Consider the following 23,293-nt stretch of genomic DNA (forward strand, 5'->3'; position numbering starts at 1 on the left):
GGAAATAAAGTATACCTTCTAATCCGTATATATAACGGATTATATATACATTTGACTAATACTATCCTGTTTCATGGAGGAAATGGCAACTATGGAAAACTCTGGATTGTTCCAGACTGCTGAAGGCTTTGCCGCCGATCTTGGTGTGACTGTGCGCACGGTGGAAAGTTGGATGGAGCGAAATCTCTTACCTACCCAGAAAATCGGCAAGCGCCGATTGATTAACCTCTATCAGATCAAAAAGAATCTTGATGCGGGTGAGCCAATTAATAAAACGACAATAGCGAAGTTCTTAAAGAAGTCTAAAAAATAACGCCGCGACGTTCAGCATTTCGGTAACTCATTAAAAAATCAAAGTCATTACTTTGGTAGGGGAATCTTATGTCTGAAAAAAATAAATCTATGATAGAGGTGTCCGAGCTGTGTAAACAGATTCAATTGATCTGCTACTGCTTGAAGCTTATCAGTGATGAGCGGGAACGAATTAAAAAAAGTATTTCCGCATTTAATCAATACACCAGCGATGATGATCGTGGGCTTTGGCTTTCGGAATTGAATGAGTGTGATCTCAATTATGCAGAGCTGCAACACTGGCTATCGGATTTAATTGCTTCTCTTGGTAATGCATGAGAAGAAGCCAGTCAAAGGTCAAGCCAGGTTGCAGCCTTCGGGAGCGTCATGATGAAGCAATGGCTAGACTTAAACAGTACGGCCATCATCCACCCTCTCTGCAAATAAAGCACACCACCCGTAATAAGTACTGGCGGTGTGTTTACCACTGGAATGACCGGAAAGGGGTCATTATTGGCGATGAGCCACCTAACGACACATGGCCAACCCATAACCGATGAATTTTTTTCTTGAACTGGAATAAGGCAAAGACAGACTTTGATCGCAGTCAAAATCCATTTTGACTGCGAGCGAAGCGATTCGTTTTTGCCTTAAAGGTTCCAGATCAAGAAAAAAATTCACCCCGGTTTTTACGCTTTATTACTCATTAACCGGAATTTTATTTTTGCCTATTGTTTTTAATTTTTTTGAGAGCTATAGATTAACAGGCCAACTAATCAAGCATGGAGAGCTTAAACAATGTATTCATACGTTAATGCAATGTACCTGGGAATCAAAGTCACCGAATTTGAAACCAGTCGTTATTTAAAAGTGTTTCTTGCTGTACCTCCCGATCCTGAAAATAAAAACATTTCTGGCCTTGATGTAATGATTTGTTCTGCGGATGTGGAAAACCTTTTCGAGTACGAAAAGCTCGAACCCAAAAAGAATTATGAGTTTAAAACCAAAATTCAATCCGGTGCACAGAACAAGATCTCCATCAGGGTTGTTGGTATCAAACAAGTGCCTGCTAAACAGGCTCAGTAATGCAACTGCTTCTGTGTGAGGGTTTCAGTTTGGATGCCGAAGGGCGGATTTCCTGCTCTGGTGAGTCTGCAACCATCACACTTGAAGAGGTGCGGGCGATCCCTGCATCGAATGGGCTGACGAAAGAGCAGGCGGATGGCCTGATCAGTGCCACTCTCCTGACGCTGGTTATCGGTTTCATATTTGCCCTGATCCTTCGTCAATTACGTTAACCAAAACCACAAGGACGTGAGCTATGAAAAAGCTAAAGCACCTTGGTCTGTTGGTGGCTTCTGCCCTGATGTCATCCAGCGTTTTCGCTGCAATTGATATCAGTGCTGCCACTACCGCTCTGACAACTGATGGTTCTGCTGCGATTACCGCCGTTGGAACCGCTCTGGTTGGCCTGGCGGGAATTGCCGTGGTCTTCAAGTGGGTGAAAGGCGCGATATTCGGCTGACACCTGTTTGTATGGGGAATGGGAGGTAATGCCTCCCATTTTTACAACGACCAGCGATGGTCATGAACAACAACACAGGGATGACAGAAACATGATGATTCCAGACTATGGATGGTTCTATGTGCTGGTTGTCCTGATGGCTGTCTGGGTCATGCGGCCATGAAACTATTTTTACTGATTATATTTCTATCTACCCTCAGCCTGGACTCTTTCTCTTATCAACAAGGAGCAGCTGACTGTACTTCGCCGATTGGCCAGACCTATTCCGAAACTTCCGGTTCAACCTATTCGGTTCGTTTGCTGTCCCATGTTCATAATGGCTTAAACCAATATCCAGGCAGCACTCTATATAACTACTGTGCTCCTGATGATCAGTCTTCAAACTTCACAGCACTCTACAATTTCAGCACAGCGCCTGAGTGTGAGGTGTATGACGAAACGGGTGCTTGTACTTCTTCCTGTTTATCAGCGAGACCCATCACCAGTTCCACCGATACCCAAACCGCCTGTTTTAACCAGTGCAGCTACACCTCATTAGGCGGCTTTCGTGACTATGACAATGCACTGGCTCCCATCGCTTATGAATACATTCCGACTGGTGGTGCCTGTACCGGCAATGAAGAAACCACTCAATTAGCGGGTGTCAGCGAATACACCGAAATCAATGAAGATGAACTGCCTTGTCGTTCTGATGGCAGTACTCAAGTGTGTATCAGTGCTGACCAGACCTGCAAACTGATTAATGGGGTTCCTGTTTGCATTGATAATGAAACACGGGAAGACCAGTTCAACTGCGGAACCTTTAACGGCGAAGTTGTCTGCTTCGAAAAGAATGCTTACAGCAACTGCCAATACGTCAATGGTGAATACCTTTGCACTTACCCTGAAGGTGATGTCGTCGATCCTAACTCTGTTGATCATCCTGCCAATGGTGGCAATGCGAATGGCAGTACCACGGATGATATTCTCGATCAGCAGGATCTCACGGACAACACACCAGAAGCTCAAAGCGTCCAGCAAATTGTCAAAGAAACGGGTATTCGCCAGCAGGCCGAAAAACAGGCAGAAAAAGACAATCCCAAATCGGCGTTTTCCGGCTTTGAATGCGATAAAGAAGTGACCTGTTCAGGTGATGCAGTTCAATGCGCCATTGCTCGAATGGAGAAGAAGCAGCTGTGCCTGTCGGAATTTAACGACAGTGAAATCAGCACCATCATCAGCAGCAATACAAACATGTCTCCATTGGGAACACTGCCAGGTGACACGTTGGAAGTGCATGTGGACGATTTTCTGGAAACGGACGAATACGTGTCATCGGATAACCAGTGCCCTGACCCTATCGGTTTCAATGTACTCGGGACTGACTACGACATTGCGCTGAATCCACTCTGTGACCTGGCTTCCTATATTTCCTATTTCATCATTTTTGCCACCTGGTTCTCGATGTCCGTCGTGTTGGCGAAATCCCTCGGTAATGGATAAACGACAAAACGGATAAGGAGCCGATCATGGGCTACATACTCACTTTTATTGTTTCCACCATTGTTCCCATTGCCTGGCTACTACTGCGTGGTCTGGGTGCAGGCGTGGTGACTTATTTTGGGTTAGACCTATTGATTGATTACCTCGGTGATCAGATGCAGGCCAACTTTGATGGTATGCCAGTGGCCATGTTCCAGATGCTTTCTCTTCTCGGCATCCCCAAAGCGGTCAATATCGCACTGTCGTTTATCACCGTCATCATGGTGATCAAGGGTGTCTCCTATTTTAACGGACGGCCAAAACAAAGCGTTTCCTTCTGGAAAGGCTTTGGTGGCTAGTCCTGAACCACGGGTTGTTAACGCTGTCTATTGAGCCGCTGGAAACGGTGTTCTTTTCCTGAAAAGAACTCGGTTTCCTGCGGAACCCAAAATCAGCAGCCATTAACAATCCGCAAGGATGACCACAGGAGAAAAGGGACACGTGCGATGCTTCACTTCATTACCGGCAGGCCAGGTGCCAGCAAAAGCCTGAATTGCTTCAAAACCGTCTGCACCGATAAGAAATACGCTGGCAGACCCAAGTTCTACAACAACATCAAACTGAACCTGCTGGACTATCAGCAGTGCCAGACCTTTCAGGCGTTTTTCTACGACATCTATCTACCGTCGCTGACCAAGAATCAGAAGTCCGTCATCGCACCCATGATTCAACCGATCCATGAACAAAAGCGATTTGTGGAACTCAAGGATGCGCCATTTCTGGAAGCGGTTTTTAAACAACACGATCCATTGAGACAATGGCTGAAGTGGGTCAAAATCTGTTATCCCGCTGCACAGGTTCAGAAGGTCTCTGAGATCGAGAAGAACGCTCCTGAAGGTGTCGAACTCACCTTCAAGGACTTCGAGCATCTGAACCTGCACTGGACACATTTCCCTGATCCTCACCAATGGTATGATCTGCAAGGCTACTCGGTACTGGTGATTGATGAGGCACAGGAGTTCTTTCCGGTACGCTCCGGCAAAGACAAAGTTCCATTGTATGCATCACGCTTTGAAAAGCATCGCCATGACAGCTTTGATGTCATCTTGATAACCCAGCATCCGAACTTTCTTGATGTACACCTGAGAAGGCTGTGCGGACACCATACCCACTACTTCAATTTCTGGGGTTCCTCTAAAGTTACCCGATATACCTGGGACAAGTGCGCTGACCCCGATGATCACTTTGCCAAGAAAGAAGGGCAAAAGACCGTCACTGGCAAACCTAAAAAATACTTCGGGGTTTACTTCTCTGCTTTTGAGCACACCCACAAGCTGAGCCTGCCGCCGGTGATCTGGCTGATCCCGATACTGCTCGGTGCTGTCGGTTTTGCACTCTATCTCGGCTACACCACGCTTACCCCTGATCAACAAGGCGAAGCCGCACCGGCACCAGAACCCTCCGGTTCTCTGCTGCCGGTTGCTGACACCGAGCCTCAAAGCCGTGAGCAGTATCTGGAAGAGCGCAAGCCGAGGATCACCGGCATGGCTCATACGGCGCCGGTCTACGATCACCTGACCAAACCCCGTTCCTTTCCCAAACCACAAAACTGTGTGCTCTGGCGGGAGGGAACCGCACAGGAAGTCTGCATCTGTTACTCCCAGCGGGTGACTCGCATGGATGTGCCGGACTACCTGTGCAAGGCCATTGTCCGCAATGGCTACTTTGACGAAACACTCTCGGATAAACGACACGACAGAAACAGTCGCCGCAGCAGCAGAAGAGAAGTTGAGCCTTATGACGAACTCTAGAGTGGGCACTGTGCCAGGCTGCAACGCGCAGCGCAGCCTGCACAGGCAGACGTCCCTGTAGCACGTCTTTAAACCAAACCAGTGGAAATTATAAAAGTTATAAGAAAAGGAGTTTTTATGAAATCGTTAGAACGATACGAACTGTCCGAGGACAGAAGCGAAACCATACCCAGTGAAAAAGGGCTGCTATTTGTTCATCCCAAATTTGGGAAAGTGGCAGATTTTTATCAAGACAATTTCCAGATTGTCGGAACCTATGTGGATACATTAAGGCAGTTATTCAAAGGGCAGATGAATTTGGACTTCATCACTGACTGTGAACAGTCTTTGAGTCTTGGTGAGAAAACCTACCGGTTTTTAAGCGTTGACTGGTTGCTGGGTAAAAGCTCCAAGTCCTCTGGCTATCAGTACCGGCTCCAGAACAATCAGCTGGGGATCATCATCTTCTTTAAGATGTACCACACCAAAGCGGAGTCTTACGGCTCCCACCTGAAAATCGAATGCTCCCCGTGGTTCCTGGATAACCGGTCTCCGAAAAAGGTGGATCAGTATCTAAACAGGATTGCGAAAAAAGTACTGGTCGGTGCAGAAGCCCATTATCCAGCGATTCATCTGGCTGTGGATATTCAGGGTTGGAGACCTGATAACGAACTGTCTGAAAGGATGCACTGTCGATCAAGACGCTCTGCACAGTTCAATGGGTTTGATAAAGCAGAATTTAACCTGTCTGAAATCTCCTGCACCTACGACCGCTCACAGTCATTCAAGTTTGGTTCTGCCGGTGCAGTCCAGTTAGCGATTTACAACAAAACCATACAGGCCAGAAGCAACGATAAGCTGGATTACATGGAACACAAATGGCAGGAAACCACGAAAACCACGGATGGCTCATTCGGTTATGAACAGGATAAAGATGTCTTCAGGTTCGAGCTTCGTTTCCACCATTCAGTAATACAGCAATTTGCCCTGGGTAGCTGTGATGTCAAAACCGGAGAGGTGGGTGTCAAAATGAACACGTACTCAGAGGTAATACAGCATATACAGGCACTCTGGAACTACGGCCTGACCACTTTCAAGCTCAAGTACAACAGCAACTATATAGACCCTATCTGGACAGTGCTTCAGGAAGACATTGTCTTCCGGTTTCCTGAATCCTCTTATAAAGACAACCTGCACTATAAGCGGTACTACAAAAAAGCCACGTCCTTCTCCGGCAAAAATTACCAGCTCTATGTGGGCAACTTTCTCTCAGCCTGTGCCAGAAAGGGAGCCACCTTCCACAAAGTGCTCACAGAACTTCAGAAAAGCTATATCTGGAACGATATTGCTCTTCACTATGAGAGCAATGACACAACAGAGCACCAGTTGATCGAACGAATGAAGGAGTCGTACCAGGAAAGACTGTTGCTGGGGTATAGCATCTAATCAGTAAGCCCTGAAAATTGCTCCTTGCATTTTCAGGATAGATTACATCCCTGTAAATAAGAGGGGATAACCCCTCTGAGTTATTTCTTGGTGGACTTCGGCTTATCATCGTGCAGTTTGAGAACTGAGTCGAGGATATCCTTGATGGCCACCAGTTCTTCCACTTCTGAGTTATAGCTCTCTCGGATAACTTTGGTGGTGTACTGAGAGAGGTTAGCAATCTCCTGTCTTTTGGTTTCCAGCTGGTTTTTGGTCAAGTGAATCAGTGTGCAGAGCATAGAGTTAGTGAGTGTTTCCATGATGTGTTACCTCTTTTTTTTGAATGTAATTTGTCCAGGAACAGCAAGAGAACGTGTCCAAAAAATGTTTTGTCCACAGGACAACAGATATTTTTGAGTAAGTACGATGTTGTTCAAAATTACGGCAATTCAAAAAAAGGGGGATGACAGTGATATGGAAATCATTCTTTTAACGTCTCTGTGATGGCTGATGCAGCTCATCAGAGCTGGAAGAAAAGATACTGAGAGCGTCTACTTATCCACATTGATGTAGAGAGCTGAGGTACAGAGAGGGCAAAGGCTGTAGCTGTGTATAGCTGGATAGGTAGATCCACTGTAGTGGATGGAGAAAAAAGAAATAAGAAGCAATATAAAGATGGACGGAGCGATGGTACTATTTGCAGCTTATGAAATTAAACATTATATGTCGTGCAAAAAGAGCATTATCTGACTATTCCTGGAGATGTCTGGACGGGCGGTAGCGTGGGTTTTAGTACTGAGAAAAGTTAAAGAGCTCAAAGCCCAGAAGATCAAAATTTTCATTCATATCTTTACTCCAGCACTAGATATCAAGTTTGCCTTGCTCAGCAGTAAGGTGCTTGGGACGCCTTCGACACCTCACATACAAGCGTTAGACTCCACACTAAGAAAAAGATGAAGAAAACTAGAAAATATCTTTCAGAATACAGTGTACATATATGTAGTTCGAAGTGGCTTATGATGCCATCAGATCAAATTCAGTCCGAAGGAACAATGGATGAAGAAGCTGAGAATGTCTCAAAAACTTGCCACATCTACTTGATTTGTAGGAGGCCATCCACGTATTTCATCAAAGATACTATGAAGCATGATGGTGAAACTTTAGAAGTTGATGTGGGATACAAAATTGATGGAAAAGAAGAAAAATTTAGCTATAAGGGTGAATTTCCATTATTAGATGGCGCTGTTACCCTAGCCGTGAGTGATTATCCGCATAGAGAAATTACTACTTATGACCAAGAGGGGAAAAAAGTAAGGGGATTACCTGCGAGTGTGATTTCTGTAAATCAGGGGTGGGAGAGCCCGCTCAAACAGCTCGAAGTACTTTACATCGGTCAAGCATTTGGAAATGGAACAAGGTCTGCTCACGAAAGGCTAAAAAGCCACTCAACGTTACAAAAGATACTTGCTGACAGCTACCATAAGTATCCTGACAGTGAAATATCAGTATTGATGGTGAAGTTTGAACCATACCAATTGCTTATAACTATGGATGGCAGTTCAAATGTTAAAAATGATAATAATGTAGAAAATAACCGTTTCCGAAGCATTCTGGAAAACTCTTTATCTGAAAAGCAGCAGATAGGTATCGTGGAAGCTGCATTAATCCGGTATTTTCAACCATTCTATAATGACAAGTTCAAAATTAAATTTCCTTCTCCAAAGGTAAAAGTATTAAAAAAGTGCTATGAACTCGATTTTTCGGGGCTTGTTGTAGAGATAAATACACAAGAGCTTATGTTCCTTCTTTATTCAAAAGAAAGAGGGCTTAGAGATCATCATATCTGTAATGTTGATATTTCTGATGAGAAAAGTAGAGCTGGATTTTTTTACGTAAATTTGGGTTCAGGGAATATGGTTAAAATAAGTGATTGCATTGAACCTAGTTCTTATAGAAAAAGCTAATAAGGATAAATACAATCATTCTATTTAAAATAGTATATTGAACTGAGCAGCCTTGTCCAAGTTTCGGCCATTTGTGTTGGCGGTATTAGGTTTTAGAATAAATTAAAGGGGGTTGAGTTGTTTGAGAAACTACCAAATGTAATCACCGGTTTTACTGCTTTGGTTTTATCTATATCTGTAACTTATGATTTTGGTTTCTTCTTCTGGTATGGAGTTTCATTTTCTGAAATACCTACAACCTTATCTGATCATTTGCGGAGTTCTCTAATATGGATTCCATCAACGTTTTTTGTCATTTTTATAATAATAGCTAATGAACTCATTTCGAGAAGGATTGAGCGTGCTCATACAGAAGAAGAGATAATTCAAAGTTCCAAAAATCCAAAGTTACTAGCACTTTGGCGTCGATCACCGATAATTCCTTTTATTCTATTAGCAGCATTCCTTCCATTTGCGTATTTTATGGAAATTGAAGTGCCTCTGTTTGGTTGGATGTTTGGGCTAATTACGTGGTGGTTTTTTATTCACGACTTTAGCTTTAGCCACAAAATGGTTGTAGAAAGAACAAGTACTAATTTTTATTTTTTTACGCGCTGGTTTCCAGTAGCTGCAATATTAATACTTTTTTCTGGTGCAATATCAGCTCAAAGACTGCCCGAGGGAGAGCATTACTACTTCGAAATTGGTAAGAGTAAAAAAGAGTATGTGATTGCAAGAGCTTACGATAAATATTTTGTCTTATGGAATGTTGAGAGTAAAACTTTAGACTTTATCCCTTCCTCACAAGTACAAAAGTACTACTCTAAAGAAAAAATCTAATTACTTACGTCACTTACGGTAGAAGCAGCCTGAGACGCCTGCAGCGTGCCGAATAAGGGTGTTAGTTGTCAAATCAGTATTGAGTAAAACATCACTTCTTAAGGAGTTGAAGTGTCATTTAGAGTGAATAAATTTAGAGTGCATAGTGAAAGTTTCACATGCCCACATGTAGATTTAACAAAAAGTATTTCTCAAGAAAATTATTTTAGTGTGATTATTGGAGATAATGGGACAGGTAAGAGCAGGTTTATTTCAAATTTAGTTAACGCATTTTTAGAAAATATTGAAGGAAAACGAAGGAAGCCTATTGAATACGAGATAGAGTATGAGCTTGATAAGGAGGTCGTAAAAATAGAACGTTTTTTTAAAATTAACGATGAGAATAGAAGAGCTAGTGAGAATTTAAAAGTCAAATTCCCGAACAAATTGATTGCTATCTCAACAAGTCTTTCCGATAAATTTCCTCTAGATAGACAAAGCAGGAATAAAAACTTTGAAAATAGATTGAATTCTAAAGAAGAATTTTACACGTATCTGGGTACAAAGAACCGTGTGAATGCATCCTCAAGTCGTGCTCTAATGGACCGTGCGATTGGTACCATGCTTGAAAATATGCACGAAAATAACAACAATGAACGGTATCGTGAAATATTTAATTACTTGAATTATGAGCCAGTTATTAAATTATCATATCGCATACGAATACCTGACTTCATAAAGAATCACAGTCTTTTTGTTTTTAGTGGGAATGACCTAAAATCATTATTAAAAGATTGGTCTGAGAAAAGAGGTGGGTTTAGAACGAGTTTCTATAATAGGGCTATTGAAATATATTCAGATACTTACTGGGATGATCTTGCCAGGTTTTATGCTGAAACATTAGATAAAACTATTTTTAGTGGTAAGCGTTCTGAATATTCTTTCATAGTAAACTTTTCAGAAAAAAATAGTATCAGGTATGAAAACAATTTAGACTTTCATGAAAGTAATAAGTATTTCTTTTTAGAAGAGCTAAAACGGTATGATTTGGTAAGGGGGCCAGAAATAAGTCTATATAAGATCGGAGGAGGAGAGTTTGATTTTTATGATGCTAGTTCTGGTGAAGCTAGCATTCTTTCAACTCTTATAGGTCTAATTCCAAATCTTACAGATAATTGCTTGGTGGTAATTGATGAGCCAGAGATTAGCCTTCATCCGACATGGCAATATCGTTATGTAAATCTGATTGATAGAATAATTAGTAAGTTTAAAGGTTGTCATGTCATTATCGCAACACATTCACACTTTATTATTTCAGATTTACCTTTATATCGTTCACATGTCATTCATTTTAAAAATGATAAAAGATCAAATATCCAAGTTAATTATATAGATCATGAAACACATGGTCTGTCAGCTGAAGATGTACTTCTGAATATCTTTGATTTGCCTTCAACACGTAATTATTTCTTATCAAAAGAGGTTTCAGAAGCTCTAGAACTTCTTGCTGATGGTAAAAAAACATCAGCTAGATATATTGAGCTTTCTTCTAGGTTTGCTAGATATTTACCAAATTTAAAATCTATAGATCCTATGCATGAAATTCTCAGCATTCTAGTATCTTCGAGAAAATAACGATGTCATCAAGAATACTGGAAGCATATCAACTCACTGCTAGTGAAAAAAAAATTATAGATACTCATTTTTCCACACACAAAGATTGGGAAAAATCAGTATTTGAGGGAATAAAAGAAAATCTAGTTAATGATCTTCGTATAAAGCAGAATAATAAGTGCTGTTATTGTAGAAATGAATTGGGTTATGACATTAAAGCTGTGGATATTGAGCACATTTTGCCAAAATCAAAGTATGAGAAATTCACATTTCACACCAAAAACCTCGCTTTATCTTGTCCTGGATGCAATACGTCAAAAGGGTCAAAAGAAGTTTTAAAGTCACCTATCAAAAAATATCCAAGGACAGGGACCAATATAATTATCGTACATGCTCATTTCGATAACTATGAATCAAGCATTGAAATTCACTCAGGCTCAATCTACGAGGGACTGGATGAAAAAGGCTGTGAAACAATAAAGCAGTGTAAGCTTTACAGGTTGAAACGAGTTCATAAGAAAGCTAGAAAAAATTTATCAAACAGCTCGCCTATACAACAACTTGTAGAAAGTCTGCGTACAGCATCAGATGCAGATAAGCAGCTTTTTATTAATCAAATGCGTGAAATGACTAACCAGTTTCAAGGTCCCTAAAAATTAAATTCAGGTGAAGTATGAGGGCTGCCTGATTTAGGTGTTAGGGGATTGTGAGACCTAAGTTTTAAATATTAAAAGGAGTAATAAATGGTAAAAGTTACAACAAAGAAATTCTATTTTGATTTCTATCAGTGTGATGTTAGAAGTTCTAATCAATTGCCAACAATGAGTATGGAAGGGATTTTATCTCACTTTAAGTCCTTATTTGATGGTTTAGAAACGAATACTGTCCGAAAAGTTGCTGGACGTGAAATTGAATTGAGAAGTATTGAAATTACTGATTATGGTTATCGTGGTACTGTCGGTAAATACAGAAAGGCCAATTTACCACATGCAGCTGTTCCAGGAGGAGAAGAAAGAGAAATAGATTTGAACGAAAATGAACATTTGTTAGAGAAAGCGTATTTTAAATATTTTAGTGATTATTCATTAATAATCTTCCAAAGAAATCGTTATGCTATAAGTTCAGATTATTTTTCTCATTATTTGTCAATTAATGGTTATAATGTTTCTCTTAATCCAATAATTGAACCGGCTGATCTTCAAAGATTAATGGATGATGAAGTTCAACTCAGAGCTGCGACATTGACTATCGCAAGGCCAACAAATCCAGCTCTTTTTGAAAATGTTGAGCATGATTTTAATAATACTATAATTCAGAGTTTGAACAGTTCAAATGCCGCAACAGTAAACCTAATTCTTAGAGGGGATGGACATTCTGGAGATCCAGAAAAGCGTTATCTTGACTCTTCGCTTAAGCGTGCATTCCTTGAGTTAAAGAATAAGTTTGATGTCAAAAAGGCTGATCTGGTTCTTGAGGATGGCGGTATTTCTCATCCGCTTGATCTCGTGACAGATAGGTTAGTTTTTGATAAAGATATTACAATTAGCGGTCGATACCCTTCAAGTTCTGATATGTGGTCGGCAATTTGGGAAGCCCGTTCAGAAAAAGAAGTTGAAGTGTCAAGTTATTTTGGAACTTTAGACCAAGAAAGGCTGGCCTAATGCTATGAAAAAACGTGAGGCGGTGACTTATCTTATGATTTCTACTGCTGTAGCTTATGCCTCATGGTCTGTAGTACCAACCATGAAAATTGCTCAAATCCAACCCATATCATCTACTGTGGCAACTGTTGCAGGGATTTTATTTGGCTTTGTTATGGCATCAGTAACAATGATTGCTTCAGCCAAAGGTAATAAACTTGTCCAGAATACTCAAAAAACAAAATATCTTCCAAAGTTAGTTAAAAAGCTACATACGACTATGGGTTTTTTACTATTTGTATGTGTCATTTTTTTGATTTGTCTTTTTATACCTGATCAAAAAATGGTGGCTACTACAGGCCTTTTTTCAACAGTAAAAATTTTGAGTGTTATTTTAGTGTTTGGAGTATTCATTCTTAGCTTTTCCATATGCCAATTTATTAGTGTGTGGAGAGAGTTTTCAAAATTTGCATCTCATATGTGATCTACCCCTAACAAAAATGTCCTGCGGACATTCACTCCACTTTTACCGCTAAGTTTGTTGTTAGGCCCTCAAAGGCTGCTCAAAGGCTGGTGTCAGGTCTTGAAACTTGAATTTATTGGAAAAAAGGGCTTGATCTTTGAATTATTTTTCAGAATTACAAAATAAGGCTTTTTAAAATAGACATCCTACTATCCAGATCTTCAGATTATGAGAAATTTGTGACTCATATTTTGCAGCAGCCAGCGTATGATAGCTCTGACAGAATCAGAGTCAGTAAAATAATGTGCAGTGTGTCTCTTGAACACGCTGAGAGTTTCAAAATATTGTTAGCTTCAAGAAACTTTACTTCTGCGATCAGTCTATTGAGATTACAGTTTGAGTCTTTAGTCCGAGGTATGTGGGTTCTCTATGCTGCTTCTGATACAGCGTTAAGGAAATTGACTGCTGACTTAACTGAAGAAAGCCAGAAGAGGGCAAATAACCTTCCTATGTTATCTGAGATGATAAAACAGCTGGAGGGTAAAGCTCCAAAAAATGCAATTGATCCGATACTTGAATTTAAGGAATATTCCTGGAAGCCTTTAAGTTCGTATGTACATGGCGGGCTTCATGCGATTGATCGACACAGTAAGGGATATCCGCTTGATATTTTGATTCAAGCCCTTAAAGCTTCTAATGGTGTAAATGGTTTGGTCGCAATATTTGCGTCAGTCCTGACTGGCCAGAGCGACTTAACTAAAGATGTCTACAGGTCTCTAGAGGAGTATTCTGACTGCTTTCAAATGAAAGTAGAGATTGCTTTATAAAAAATTCTGTGTGCAATTGAAGATTAGGGCAGTATCAATATGAATAAGGAGAATTAGGCGTTGATCGAGAGTATTCCAAAGTTTGCTGAATTAAAAACTTTGAAGGAACTGAGTAAAGTTCTTGTAGTACCTTTACTGGTGACAGCATTTCTTACGCAGACAAACTTCACTTTTTTTGGTTTAGAAGTTGATTTGAAAACTTCAATGAGTATCCAGATATTTCAATTCATTGCTGTTCTAGTGTCGGCCATTGCTGTTATTGGTGGCATTGCCTGGGGAGTACACGATCTTTTGGTTTATCTTCAAATAATAACGCAATCAACAGCGCTTCTTATTTTATCAACGGTTTCTATAACGTTGGGCCTTCTTGGAATATTCGGTGAAAAAATACCGTTATTGATGGATTTGAATCATCTATGGTTTTATGGTTCATTTGTCTGTGGTTTCTACTTTTTAGCACGAGCTGCAGATATTGAAAAAATGTTGTAATAAATATGTGCTGCCAATTCATTTTGGCTTCAAGTAAAACTAGGGTCTAGTCTTGAATGTTGAATTTATTAAAATGAAAGATCTGACCATCATGACTACGAAGGTGTTTATTTTTTGCAAAGTCTAGATAATATCGGGAGCAAGTCTTTCATTGAGCGAAATCTATTATCAGGTCTTTAATCTTGTCTCATCTAACAATTAATCATCTTCAGGAAATGGACTGGAAACGGTTCGAAGAGCTTTGTCATCAATATTTCCTGCATAAAGGTTATGATTCACAATTAACGGCTTCTGGTGCAGATGGGGGTGTTGATGTTGTACTGAAAAGGACATCTCCTGAAGGTAAGCTTGTTAAGGTTTACGTTCAATGCAAAGCCTGGTCAAATCAAAAAGTTGGAGTGAAGGTTGTTCGTGAACTCTATGGTGTCATGGCTGGAGACCAGGTTCCTATCGGTATTTTTATCACTGCCAGTGATTTTACTGACGATGCTATGGCTTTTGCGAAAGGGAAGAAGCTGCAACTGATTTCTGGTGAAAGGCTTTTATCGCTTATTAGCCAGTTACCTGAAGATCAGCACAAAGAGCTGGCTGATCAAGCTCTGGCTGGAGATTATACCACCCCAAGCTGTCCGAAATGCGAAGTTAAGATGGTGCTTCGTACTGTCTCAAAAGGTAAAAATAGTGGAGAGCAGTTCTGGGGGTGTCGTAACTTCCCTTCATGTCGTCAGAGGCTGCATGTAAAAGGAGGCCAATCTAAGGCAAGCGATAGTGATGATTTCTATGACCGTATCTTCAATACATCCAGAAATCGGTCAAGGCAATACACAGGTTCTTCCAATAATAACTGGTCATCTGGTGGCAATGACCAAACCAAATCTTCCTATAGGTATTCAGGTGCTTCTGCATCCGCTGAAGCTTGGGCTGCTGAATCCAGTGGCGGAAGAAACTCTAGGCAGAGCTCGAAAAGTAGAAGTAATGGCAAGGTGCTTTTGGTTAGCATTGTTCTTTCCATTGGTCTTGTCGCAGGAGCTATAAAAGCCATTGGCTCTGTGTTTGACTGGTTCGGCGCCTCTATGGTGGAAAATGCCCAGAACGTTCAGCAAGGTGTGCAACAATCCCATAAGCAGAGTGAGAGTGGGCAACAGAGGACTCAAACTGCTTCTTCTGTTCAGCCTGTAACTGACTCCTATGATGAGCAGGTGTTTGCTCTTGAACGTAAAGCAGCACTGGCCTATGAGCTTGAGCTGGCGCAGGAGATGCAAAGAAAATCAGAAGCATGGGAGAAATGGTACGAACTCCCTTGGCGTTGTGATGACTGGCGCTCCGAAGATCACATGGTTGAGTGTGTTAACCACAAGCGAAAAGCAAAAGAGGCGTTCGATATACTCTGGGCTGAAGGGAAATTGAAATAATTCTTTGCGGGGTTTATCTATGCCTCCAGTGACCTGTGCATACACCGATATATCTATGTCGGAGACCAAAATGGTATAGATCAGTATGCGCAAGGGCTGGCGATCCCCTCTCAAGGAAAAGCCTTTAAGGAATCCAGGGCAATCTCTGGATGAATATATTCAAAATCTACTTGATGTTGAAATCAATTCTTATCTTGTTGTTGCTTTAACTGCTTTGGTTTTAGCTTTCTACGAATGGTACCGCTGGTATACTGATGTTGGCTATCATCCCGTAGCGTTGACTATTATCGCTGTTTTGGCTGTCTTATACAGCGCATGGAAGATCCGCCGGCTGATGGTTAAGGTTAATCGGCTAAAGCAGGGCAGGGATGGCGAGAAGATCGTAGGCCAATACCTTGATAACCTGAAAGCCAGTGGTTATAGAGTCTTCCATGATATCGTCTGTGATGACTTCAATATTGACCATGTGGTGATTTGTGAGCATGGCCTTTTTACGATTGAAACCAAGACTTATTCCAAGCCAGGTTCAGGAAGTTCGGCAGTCGTTGTCAAAGGTGATCAGATTACGGTGAATGGCTTCACCACTGAAAAAATAGTTCATCAGGCAAAAGCAGAAGCCGACTGGCTAAGGCAGCTGCTACTTGAAACAACCGGTGAAACGCATCCTATACGGCCTGTCGTTTTATTCCCCGAATGGTATGTAAACTCCTCCCAAGCAAACCGTGATATTTGGGTCTTGAATCCCAAAGCCCTACCTACCTTTATTGCCAATACCCCCAAGCTGCTTTCAAAACAGCAGGTCATGCAGGCGACTTACAGTGTATCCAGATACATCAGGACTACCTGATCAGTCTTCATTTATCCCCCTTTTCAAGTGTCCAAAAAGTGTCCAGAAAATAGCGTATTACTGCGGGAAATAGCGGGAAAACGGCTATTTCTTGATGTCTGAAATTGGTTAACTTATTGAAAAATAAAGAGAACCCTAATTTAGAACTAGGGTTCAAATCATATCTTTTTAATAAATACCAACTGTCTAACTTATTGATGCTTGTTGCTTTTATTCTGGTAATACCGTTATCGAAGTTTATAAAGTCCAGGAAGTGTCCAACAAATTTAACCTAAGCGATAGTTAACGGAAGTATTCGCTCTCAGCCTGCAAGTTTGAATCACTTATCTGACAGCATTCCAGTTGTCTGAAATCATAGGTAACCCCATTGCCTTGTAAATGTAGTTACTTCCTTTTTCCTGGTTGAGGCACTCAATAGCCAGTCGATTTACCACCTTTACAGGGAAAGCCTGCCCCTTGTTTCCTGCGCTTTTGCCAATTACCAGGAAGTACCCACCCTTTCTTCTGTCGTTAAACAGTGCGACGACCATGCTGTTAATGTGTTTGACTCTGGCTCTTTCAACAGATTCGTGAGGCAGCGTTGTTTTCGTTCTGACTCCTTCTACTATTATCTGTTTAAGCGTAGACATCACCTCTGTGCCAAAGAGTGTTTCCAGAAATTTGTGCTTTTGCTGATCTGTGAATACATCCAGACGCTTGCAGTCTCTAAAATCAAACAGCGGCTTGCCAATAAACCTGTCGTACATGACGTTAGCCATGAGTTCGAATTCTTCGTCAGCCGGTGTTGCTTTGCGCTCCCTGTCAAATCCCCAGCCGAATGGATACTGCTTCAGCTTGAAGAGCTTTAAAATATCATCAACGTACCTGCGAACACATTGTCGCTGACTTTCCGAATGCATTGAGGCTCCTTTTTCAAACTCAGCCAAAAATTCCCTGCGTGTCCATTTTGCTGGATCACCTTTTACATCCCAGCTTTTTGGAAAGACTACTGACTGTTTTAGCAGGTGCAGCATGGTGCCATCAATATTGCCGTCCTTACTGGGGACTTTTTCATTCTCTGCTATTTCAGAGAGTTTTCTTGCTGAGGGTGGAGCAATCTGTTCGGCAATCTGGCGGTAGCCTACGGTTTCTGAAAACTTGTGGACAGATTCACTGGGTTTCATCGCCTGCTTTTTGACCTGGTTAAGATCACGGACAATGGTTTTTGATTTTTCTGCACAGCGCTCTTCCAGAAATTTATCAAGCTGTTGTCTTTCACGCTCGCTTTTACAGTTTTCTACAAATTTCAGCACTGCATCTGCAATAGCCATGTCTCCCTTAAGCTTGCGGATGTCTGCGATTGATGGGTAGGTTTTAGTGACAACAGCAGGAGTAACAGGCTTTGGTTTTTCCTTTGCTATGGGTGGTCTGCTGGCAACAGGTTTAGGTTTTGCTTCAGGCCTTGGAGTAGATGGTTTTGGTTCAGCTGCTTCTTCTTTTTTTCTTTTTGACTGCTCGAGAAATTTAGCTGTATCTTCGAGCATTTTATCGAACTCCTCCATTGCTTTTTCTGTGGCTTCCTGATGCTTTCTTTCCAGCTCTGAAAGCTTTGAGCTTGAGGCTTTATCAGTAGTGTCTGTGTTGTCCTGCTTTTTATGACTTGTTGATGGTTGATCAAGAGATCCAGCTACAGGCTCTTTTGTGTCTTCATCGTCAGATTCTGGTTCATCGAGACCAGAATCACATCCAGGATCTCCATCATCGGGAGCTGAAGGTGCCGAAACTCCAGAATCTCTTGCCAGTGCGTTAACCTCATTTTTCATAAAGTTAAAAGCGGAAAGTGCCTGTAGCCTTCTGAGAAGAGACTTATCGGTATCCGATTCTACCTTCTCCTGAGCATCTTTAAAGGTAGGATTACTGAAGGCTTTGGCTATGCAGGCAGTCCTGACATCATCCATGAGCATATCCATTTTGTCAGTCATTTGCTCTATGGCATGCCGGACAACCTCACTTTTCGCTTCCATACTTGCTGGCATTAGCTTGTCGAGCTGATAAACACGTCGAACATACTCAGTAAAGTGGTGTGTGGCTTTTGTTTTGTCAGGGGTAACAAAGTCATGGGCACTATTTCTGAAAAATGCTTTTAATTTCTCTGTGGCCTTTTCTCCATTGCCCTCTCTGATTTGTTGTAAGTCTTGCTGCAGTTCTTTATCAAATCTCTGGTAGCGAACATCAGGTGCTTCCCAAACTTCTATGGGTAGTTCCAGATCCATCTCTAAAAACTCGTCCAGTTCTGAGTCTGAAATGTGAAGGTCATCTAATAGCCTTTGAGAGTTCGGTTCTTTAGGCTTTTCTGACTCTTTGTTTTTCTTTTTTTCTGCCGGTTTTTCCATTTCTGGCATCATCATTCCAAGCAGTTTTTCATGTTCCAGATGGGGAGTCTTTTCAATATCAGAGAAAAAAGGGTGTACTTGTATAACAGTCTGAGGATTGTACTTGTTGAGGCTTTTGTGGGGAGGAGTAGGCGCCAGGTTATTAGTGAGAATAGATTTTTGGCCAAGCAATTCATCTCTTTGGTGGCAAGTCCATCGCCCTGTATGTGCAGAGTTATTGTCATGGAGAGCAGCAGAGGAATAGTGTGAGTTAAGGTGGTATGGTAAGAGCTGGTTATTAGTATCCACTTGATGATCCCTGACTTTAAATAGCTTGATTCAGTGAAGTTGGAGTTTTATTAATCCAAAAAATTCAATGCCAGCCCAGGTAATTCGTGATTATTTCGTAAATTACTGAATAAAAAAGTTATTTTATACTTCTTTAATACATGCATTGTTAGGAATGATAGTGCCTATTAGCTGTTGATTTAGTCGATCTGAAGTGTCCAAAAAGTGTCCAGAAAATTGAGTATTACTGCGTAAAATAGCGTAAAAACGGTGATTTTTTGATTGAAGATTTTTCATAATTAACTGAAAAATATAGAAAACCCCAATCTAAGACTGGGGTTCAAATCCCGCCGCCTCCACCAAATAGAAACCCGGTTGATCCTGGATCTTCCGGGTTTTTTATTGCCTGATATTTTTCAGATATCAAGAGGGGAAAACCTTAGTTCCCTTCGACGTGTACTTTATTGCAAAAGCTCGTCGAGCATGGCGTTCGAATACAGGTTCATTGGGTCATACTCCTGCATAATGCGAACGGTGCTGACGAAGCTTCGTGGCGTTTTTGCAAATGATGCCGGGATTTTGGTGCGCAAAATATCACTATCCGTCCATGGGCCTTTATCATCGGTGTATCCCCATCCCTTTGACCATTCCGAACGCATTTCTGCAGTAGGGTATCTGTCGTATAGCCATTGCTCAATTTCCCGATAAAGGGCATTCGATGCAGGGGCTCCGGGCAACGTCAGTAAGTCAAGCCACACCGCGGTATCAACCTTTGAGTCACTGGTGCTGGATTTTGTTAAGGCTGAAATAGCGGGTGGTTTGGGCTTTTGTCCATTGCGGGTTTTCAGGCTGCCCGTTTCTTCCAGCCCGGTGACCCGGATTTCCATAGGGCCAGCCATGGGGTATAGCCCCCGCTGGGCGTACTCTTTTGCCAATGACTGATACTTCTGAACAAAATCATGAATCATTTTCTGGACATCAGCCCTTGGGAGATGAATGGCATAACCATTGGCAGTTACTCTCAGGGTCGATTTTTTCACATAGAGCAACGTGTGCCAGGCAGGGCCCCAGAGATCATTCAGTCGGATTACGCTGGCAGGCGTAGTGGATAAATCAAGCTCTGAACTGTCTGCGTCGTTCTTAGACATGGCATTTTTCAGCTCGACACTGGTCAGTTTTCCATCAAGGGCAAGGTCAACCAGACAGTATTGAAACTGTCCAAAGCTCGGTACCAGGCTGGGGCTATCGTTGACGATAGATTTGATCAGGCGGCTTCCTATCACCGGTATTTGATCGGCAAAGGCATAGTTATAAGGGCCCGTTGTTACTTTTGATTCCGGTGGTTTGGTCGGGCTGTTTTCCCAGATTTTCAACCATGGGTATTCTGTGAATGGGAACCAGATCGTTTCCATCCGCCCGTAGCGGTCAAGAATACTGGCAACAGTTAATGCACTGTTATTGGCATTTTCATGAAACAACTCTTTCCAGCTGACGTTGGTGTAACTTCGACAGCGCAGGTTGAAGTTAGGCACAGCCTGAAGCGTCACTTCTGTAATTAACAGGCGACCCATGTGGGTGAGGAAAACATCGGTATCTTCTTCGTCTCTGTGAAAGGTTTTGGCTTCATACTTCCCGGTGCCCCGATTGTAGACGATGGCTCTCAGTGACAAGACCGTATTACTTAAACTGCCATGAAAGTTAGGGTCTTCATTAGAATTATTATATTCAACACCGGTTCCATGGCCGTTAATCGCCAGTATACCTGCAATGGTAATATCACCGGGTGCCGGCGTATTTTGGAATGCGTATCCCTGGCTGGCTCCACCGGGCGTGCGGTTGTCCGATAAGAAACGATATAAATCTTCCGCAAGGGTGCCAGAGCCCGCTCGCACAACACCGTAATCTGGCAGGGCTTTTACCATCTCCAATTGGTTGAGCAGGGATGTATCCACCAATAATATTTTGTCGTCTTTCGTGGTGCCCTGGGTAATGATGAGGGGGGACCAGTTATGCATTTCCCCAAGCGGCCTTACCTTGTAGCCATTTTCTGCCGCCCACTGCACGATGGTTACCGCATCACTCTCATTGGTGGGTTTGGTTGCCAGCATATCTTTGGCCTGTATGTTTTCAGACCAATTGATAAAGTTGATTTTGTAAAAAGTCGCATCACAGCCTGTTAATAAAGCAGACATGGGTAAAGCTGTGGTGACCAGCGCGGTAAAGGTCAGGGTTGATGAGTTTTTCAGGAATTGACGTCGGCTTTTGTTGACTTCAGGAGAGATTGTTTCGCTGCGATTTTTCTTCATTGAGACCTATCCGTGGGCAAATGGAAGTTTACAGCTATCAGTTTCTGAAGGTATCGAAGATTGTTGGGAAAATGAACCGTTTCAAGAAACCTTCACAAAATAATTTGATGCACTGGTAGTCTTTAAGGCATCTTCGGTCACTTTATTGAGTGCTCTATGCTTTTTCTGAAAATTCACAGTCTATTGGATGTTGAGGTTAATACCTGCCCGGTGGTTGCGCTCAGTACTCCGGTGCTGGTTTTTAGGAATGGTTTCGTCGGTTTATTGATGTAGGCTGCCATCCGATGACGTTATTCGGGAGCTGGCTTTTCTGCTTTTGGCGAGAACGCTTCATTCAGAAACTGTGCCACGGCACTAAGCGCTTGTTGGTGGACTGTGGGGTTAGCGTTTTTATGGCCAGAGATATCAAAACCGTGACCGGCTTCCGGGTAGGTAATGCTTTGCACAGGCAGGCCCCGGGTTATCCATTTATCCGCCATTGCTTCACATTCAGCGGGGTTAACCGTTGTATCCTCACCGGCATTAATGATGAGCAACGGCGTAGGGTTGCTGTAGGTATAGCGTGCCCTTGAAGGAAGCCCACAGTAGGGGTAATACACAATAGCGGCTTTGACGGACTGTAATGCATCTGGCGGTGCTGAGGCCAAAGCATAAGGTGTATCTCCTTGGTAGGACAGGGCGTCGTGAATGGCCCAGCCTCCATGGGAATAACCAAGTAACGCGATATTGCTGGTATCAGCCTTTGGGTGCTGGCGGATGGCTTCTAAAGCAACGTATATATCTCCTGCCCGTTCAGCTCCCCAGAGTGCATGGCCACCACACACAGTGTCTTCATCAAGTCCACGTCCTTTATGGCTATCAACCATGACGGCCATGTATCCTTGTTTGACCAGCCACTCCATCCTCGGCTCAGCCCTTTCAGGTTTAACGCCCTCACAGCCGGGTATAATCAGCACGACAGGAAAAGGGCCGCTGCCAGTGGGCGTCTCAATTGTCATATGCGGTATGACGATATCGTTTAGCTGTTGCCAGCTGTGTGCCCTAGCAAAGATGGCGCTTTTAAACGGCCAAAGCCCGATAATAATGAGCAGTAATACTGTTAGAAAAAGGGGAATAAACAGTCGAAAGACAAGGTTTCGAGTACGGGATTTTTGACTGGTCATGATTTTTTACTCCGTACTTTCTAATTGTATCAGTAAGTTGAACCTTGATTCTAAAGCACAATAATCCATGCAGGATAAGTTTGTTTATCATCGAAGGAGAAGATCAAGTCTTAGATAGTGGATGCTTTCGAAAACGGTCACTTTCAGTAGTTGCTACTGCAGCAAATACCTTCCATAAAGTGTCCAGCTGGAATTCCTGGCAACTTTGCGATTGTGAATTTACCCTGATTAAAATGTAAAGCCCACACGATCAATAATCCCTGCGACCATCGCCAGATACATTAAAAAGCCCAGACCATTACCGACCCAGATGGTAGGGTTTTTGTGGTAAAGGCCATAAATCGTCCACAAAAGGGCGATGAAGGAATACATCGACCATGTTGTAAGAGACAGTCCCAGGGCGTATTGCCCATGGGAGAAGTAGAGCTTGTAAAGCTGGGGGAGTGTTGCAAGTGGGCTGATTAGCCCCATAAGGAGCATTACGGGTTCGAGTGCTTTTCCAATGCGTTCAATCAGAGTCATCGCAGTCTCATCGATGGTTTATTTCTATCAGCGTATTTGGTGATCATAGAAATGCTCGCAGGAATCATCAAACCCGGTTTTTGATCAACCGTCTCAAGCGAAGAGAGCAGCCTTATC

The 23,293-nt window shown here is 42.3% G+C and carries 26 protein-coding genes; 21 read left to right on the forward strand and 5 right to left on the reverse strand.

What is annotated here, in order from left to right:
* The first annotated feature begins 91 nt into the window (after nucleotides 1–91).
* The 11 genes from GV64_RS05465 (at nucleotide 92) to GV64_RS05505 (ending at nucleotide 6,513) form a co-directional block, all read left to right on the forward strand.
* Nucleotides 92–313, forward strand: a complete 222-nt coding sequence (locus tag GV64_RS05465) for a hypothetical protein (RefSeq protein WP_081622039.1) — start codon at nucleotides 92–94, stop codon at nucleotides 311–313.
* 68 nt (nucleotides 314–381) lie between these two features.
* Nucleotides 382–630, forward strand: a complete 249-nt coding sequence (locus GV64_RS05470) for a hypothetical protein (RefSeq protein WP_020581145.1) — start codon at nucleotides 382–384, stop codon at nucleotides 628–630.
* A gap of 59 nt (nucleotides 631–689) precedes the next feature.
* Nucleotides 690–851 carry a hypothetical protein gene (locus GV64_RS25190; RefSeq protein ID WP_157236914.1) on the forward strand — a complete coding sequence of 54 codons (162 nt, stop codon included), beginning with the start codon at nucleotides 690–692 and terminating at the stop codon, nucleotides 849–851.
* Between the two features lie 238 nt (nucleotides 852–1,089).
* Nucleotides 1,090–1,377: a hypothetical protein gene (locus tag GV64_RS05475; protein ID WP_152553931.1), complete on the forward strand. Its 288-nt coding sequence runs from the start codon at nucleotides 1,090–1,092 to the stop codon at nucleotides 1,375–1,377.
* The gene (locus GV64_RS05480; protein WP_020581143.1) at nucleotides 1,377–1,589 is read left to right on the forward strand and encodes a hypothetical protein; all 213 of its coding nucleotides are present in this window, start codon (nucleotides 1,377–1,379) and stop codon (nucleotides 1,587–1,589) included. Before GV64_RS05475 ends, GV64_RS05480 begins: the two co-directional genes overlap by 1 nt.
* Before the next feature lie 23 nt (nucleotides 1,590–1,612).
* Complete coding sequence (locus GV64_RS05485; protein ID WP_020581142.1) at nucleotides 1,613–1,816, forward strand: major capsid protein; 204 nt, start codon at nucleotides 1,613–1,615, stop codon at nucleotides 1,814–1,816.
* A 28-nt stretch (nucleotides 1,817–1,844) separates the two neighbouring features.
* The gene (locus GV64_RS26065) at nucleotides 1,845–1,979 is read left to right on the forward strand and encodes a hypothetical protein (protein WP_020581141.1); all 135 of its coding nucleotides are present in this window, start codon (nucleotides 1,845–1,847) and stop codon (nucleotides 1,977–1,979) included.
* Entirely contained in the window at nucleotides 1,976–3,298 is a 1,323-nt protein-coding gene (locus GV64_RS05490) for a virulence factor TspB C-terminal domain-related protein (protein WP_020581140.1), read from the forward strand. The genes GV64_RS26065 and GV64_RS05490 overlap by 4 nt, the downstream gene beginning before the upstream one ends.
* A gap of 26 nt (nucleotides 3,299–3,324) precedes the next feature.
* Nucleotides 3,325–3,636, forward strand: a complete 312-nt coding sequence (locus tag GV64_RS05495) for a DUF2523 family protein (protein ID WP_020581139.1) — start codon at nucleotides 3,325–3,327, stop codon at nucleotides 3,634–3,636.
* A gap of 147 nt (nucleotides 3,637–3,783) precedes the next feature.
* Entirely contained in the window at nucleotides 3,784–5,088 is a 1,305-nt protein-coding gene (locus GV64_RS05500) for a zonular occludens toxin domain-containing protein (protein WP_020581138.1), read from the forward strand.
* Nucleotides 5,089–5,205: 117 nt separating this feature from the next.
* The gene (locus tag GV64_RS05505; RefSeq protein WP_020581137.1) at nucleotides 5,206–6,513 is read left to right on the forward strand and encodes a hypothetical protein; all 1,308 of its coding nucleotides are present in this window, start codon (nucleotides 5,206–5,208) and stop codon (nucleotides 6,511–6,513) included.
* 80 nt (nucleotides 6,514–6,593) lie between these two features.
* Here the strand turns inward: GV64_RS05505 and GV64_RS05510 are convergent, their stop codons facing one another.
* Nucleotides 6,594–6,812: a hypothetical protein gene (locus GV64_RS05510; protein WP_020581136.1), complete on the reverse strand. Its 219-nt coding sequence runs from the start codon at nucleotides 6,810–6,812 to the stop codon at nucleotides 6,594–6,596.
* Nucleotides 6,813–7,544: 732 nt separating this feature from the next.
* Between GV64_RS05510 and GV64_RS05520 the strand changes: the two genes are divergently transcribed.
* From GV64_RS05520 to GV64_RS05565, 10 genes are all read left to right on the forward strand, one after another.
* A complete protein-coding gene (locus tag GV64_RS05520) occupies nucleotides 7,545–8,456 on the forward strand; it encodes a hypothetical protein (RefSeq protein ID WP_152553932.1) in 912 nt (303 codons plus the stop codon).
* Nucleotides 8,457–8,573: 117 nt separating this feature from the next.
* Nucleotides 8,574–9,275 (forward strand): hypothetical protein, encoded by a 702-nt coding sequence (locus GV64_RS05525; RefSeq protein WP_020581132.1) that lies wholly within the window; start codon nucleotides 8,574–8,576, stop codon nucleotides 9,273–9,275.
* 111 nt (nucleotides 9,276–9,386) lie between these two features.
* Complete coding sequence (locus tag GV64_RS05530) at nucleotides 9,387–10,889, forward strand: AAA family ATPase (protein ID WP_081622028.1); 1,503 nt, start codon at nucleotides 9,387–9,389, stop codon at nucleotides 10,887–10,889.
* A gap of 2 nt (nucleotides 10,890–10,891) precedes the next feature.
* A complete protein-coding gene (locus tag GV64_RS05535) occupies nucleotides 10,892–11,521 on the forward strand; it encodes an HNH endonuclease (protein ID WP_020581130.1) in 630 nt (209 codons plus the stop codon).
* A 90-nt stretch (nucleotides 11,522–11,611) separates the two neighbouring features.
* Nucleotides 11,612–12,529 (forward strand): DUF6731 family protein, encoded by a 918-nt coding sequence (locus GV64_RS05540; RefSeq protein ID WP_020581129.1) that lies wholly within the window; start codon nucleotides 11,612–11,614, stop codon nucleotides 12,527–12,529.
* A 4-nt stretch (nucleotides 12,530–12,533) separates the two neighbouring features.
* On the forward strand, nucleotides 12,534–12,992 hold the full coding sequence (locus tag GV64_RS05545) for a hypothetical protein (RefSeq protein WP_020581128.1): 459 nt from the start codon (nucleotides 12,534–12,536) through the stop codon (nucleotides 12,990–12,992).
* A 218-nt stretch (nucleotides 12,993–13,210) separates the two neighbouring features.
* Nucleotides 13,211–13,798 (forward strand): DUF6988 family protein, encoded by a 588-nt coding sequence (locus tag GV64_RS05550; RefSeq protein WP_201772469.1) that lies wholly within the window; start codon nucleotides 13,211–13,213, stop codon nucleotides 13,796–13,798.
* A gap of 60 nt (nucleotides 13,799–13,858) precedes the next feature.
* Nucleotides 13,859–14,287 carry a hypothetical protein gene (locus tag GV64_RS05555; RefSeq protein WP_020581126.1) on the forward strand — a complete coding sequence of 143 codons (429 nt, stop codon included), beginning with the start codon at nucleotides 13,859–13,861 and terminating at the stop codon, nucleotides 14,285–14,287.
* A 182-nt stretch (nucleotides 14,288–14,469) separates the two neighbouring features.
* The gene (locus tag GV64_RS23605; protein ID WP_152553933.1) at nucleotides 14,470–15,699 is read left to right on the forward strand and encodes a restriction endonuclease; all 1,230 of its coding nucleotides are present in this window, start codon (nucleotides 14,470–14,472) and stop codon (nucleotides 15,697–15,699) included.
* Between the two features lie 85 nt (nucleotides 15,700–15,784).
* Nucleotides 15,785–16,546 carry a nuclease-related domain-containing protein gene (locus tag GV64_RS05565; RefSeq protein WP_020581124.1) on the forward strand — a complete coding sequence of 254 codons (762 nt, stop codon included), beginning with the start codon at nucleotides 15,785–15,787 and terminating at the stop codon, nucleotides 16,544–16,546.
* Between the two features lie 323 nt (nucleotides 16,547–16,869).
* Here the strand turns inward: GV64_RS05565 and GV64_RS05570 are convergent, their stop codons facing one another.
* The 4 genes from GV64_RS05570 to GV64_RS05585 form a co-directional block, all read right to left on the reverse strand.
* On the reverse strand, nucleotides 16,870–19,206 hold the full coding sequence (locus GV64_RS05570; RefSeq protein ID WP_020581123.1) for a hypothetical protein: 2,337 nt from the start codon (nucleotides 19,204–19,206) through the stop codon (nucleotides 16,870–16,872).
* A 440-nt stretch (nucleotides 19,207–19,646) separates the two neighbouring features.
* A complete protein-coding gene (locus tag GV64_RS05575) occupies nucleotides 19,647–21,491 on the reverse strand; it encodes a cholesterol oxidase substrate-binding domain-containing protein (protein ID WP_020581122.1) in 1,845 nt (614 codons plus the stop codon).
* Between the two features lie 290 nt (nucleotides 21,492–21,781).
* Nucleotides 21,782–22,654 carry a dienelactone hydrolase family protein gene (locus GV64_RS23610; protein ID WP_020581119.1) on the reverse strand — a complete coding sequence of 291 codons (873 nt, stop codon included), beginning with the start codon at nucleotides 22,652–22,654 and terminating at the stop codon, nucleotides 21,782–21,784.
* A 228-nt stretch (nucleotides 22,655–22,882) separates the two neighbouring features.
* Nucleotides 22,883–23,176: a SemiSWEET transporter gene (locus GV64_RS05585; RefSeq protein ID WP_020581118.1), complete on the reverse strand. Its 294-nt coding sequence runs from the start codon at nucleotides 23,174–23,176 to the stop codon at nucleotides 22,883–22,885.
* Nucleotides 23,177–23,293 lie beyond the last annotated feature (117 nt).

It is taken from the genome of Endozoicomonas elysicola, from assembly GCF_000710775.1.
In the GTDB taxonomy this organism is placed as follows: domain Bacteria; phylum Pseudomonadota; class Gammaproteobacteria; order Pseudomonadales; family Endozoicomonadaceae; genus Endozoicomonas; species Endozoicomonas elysicola.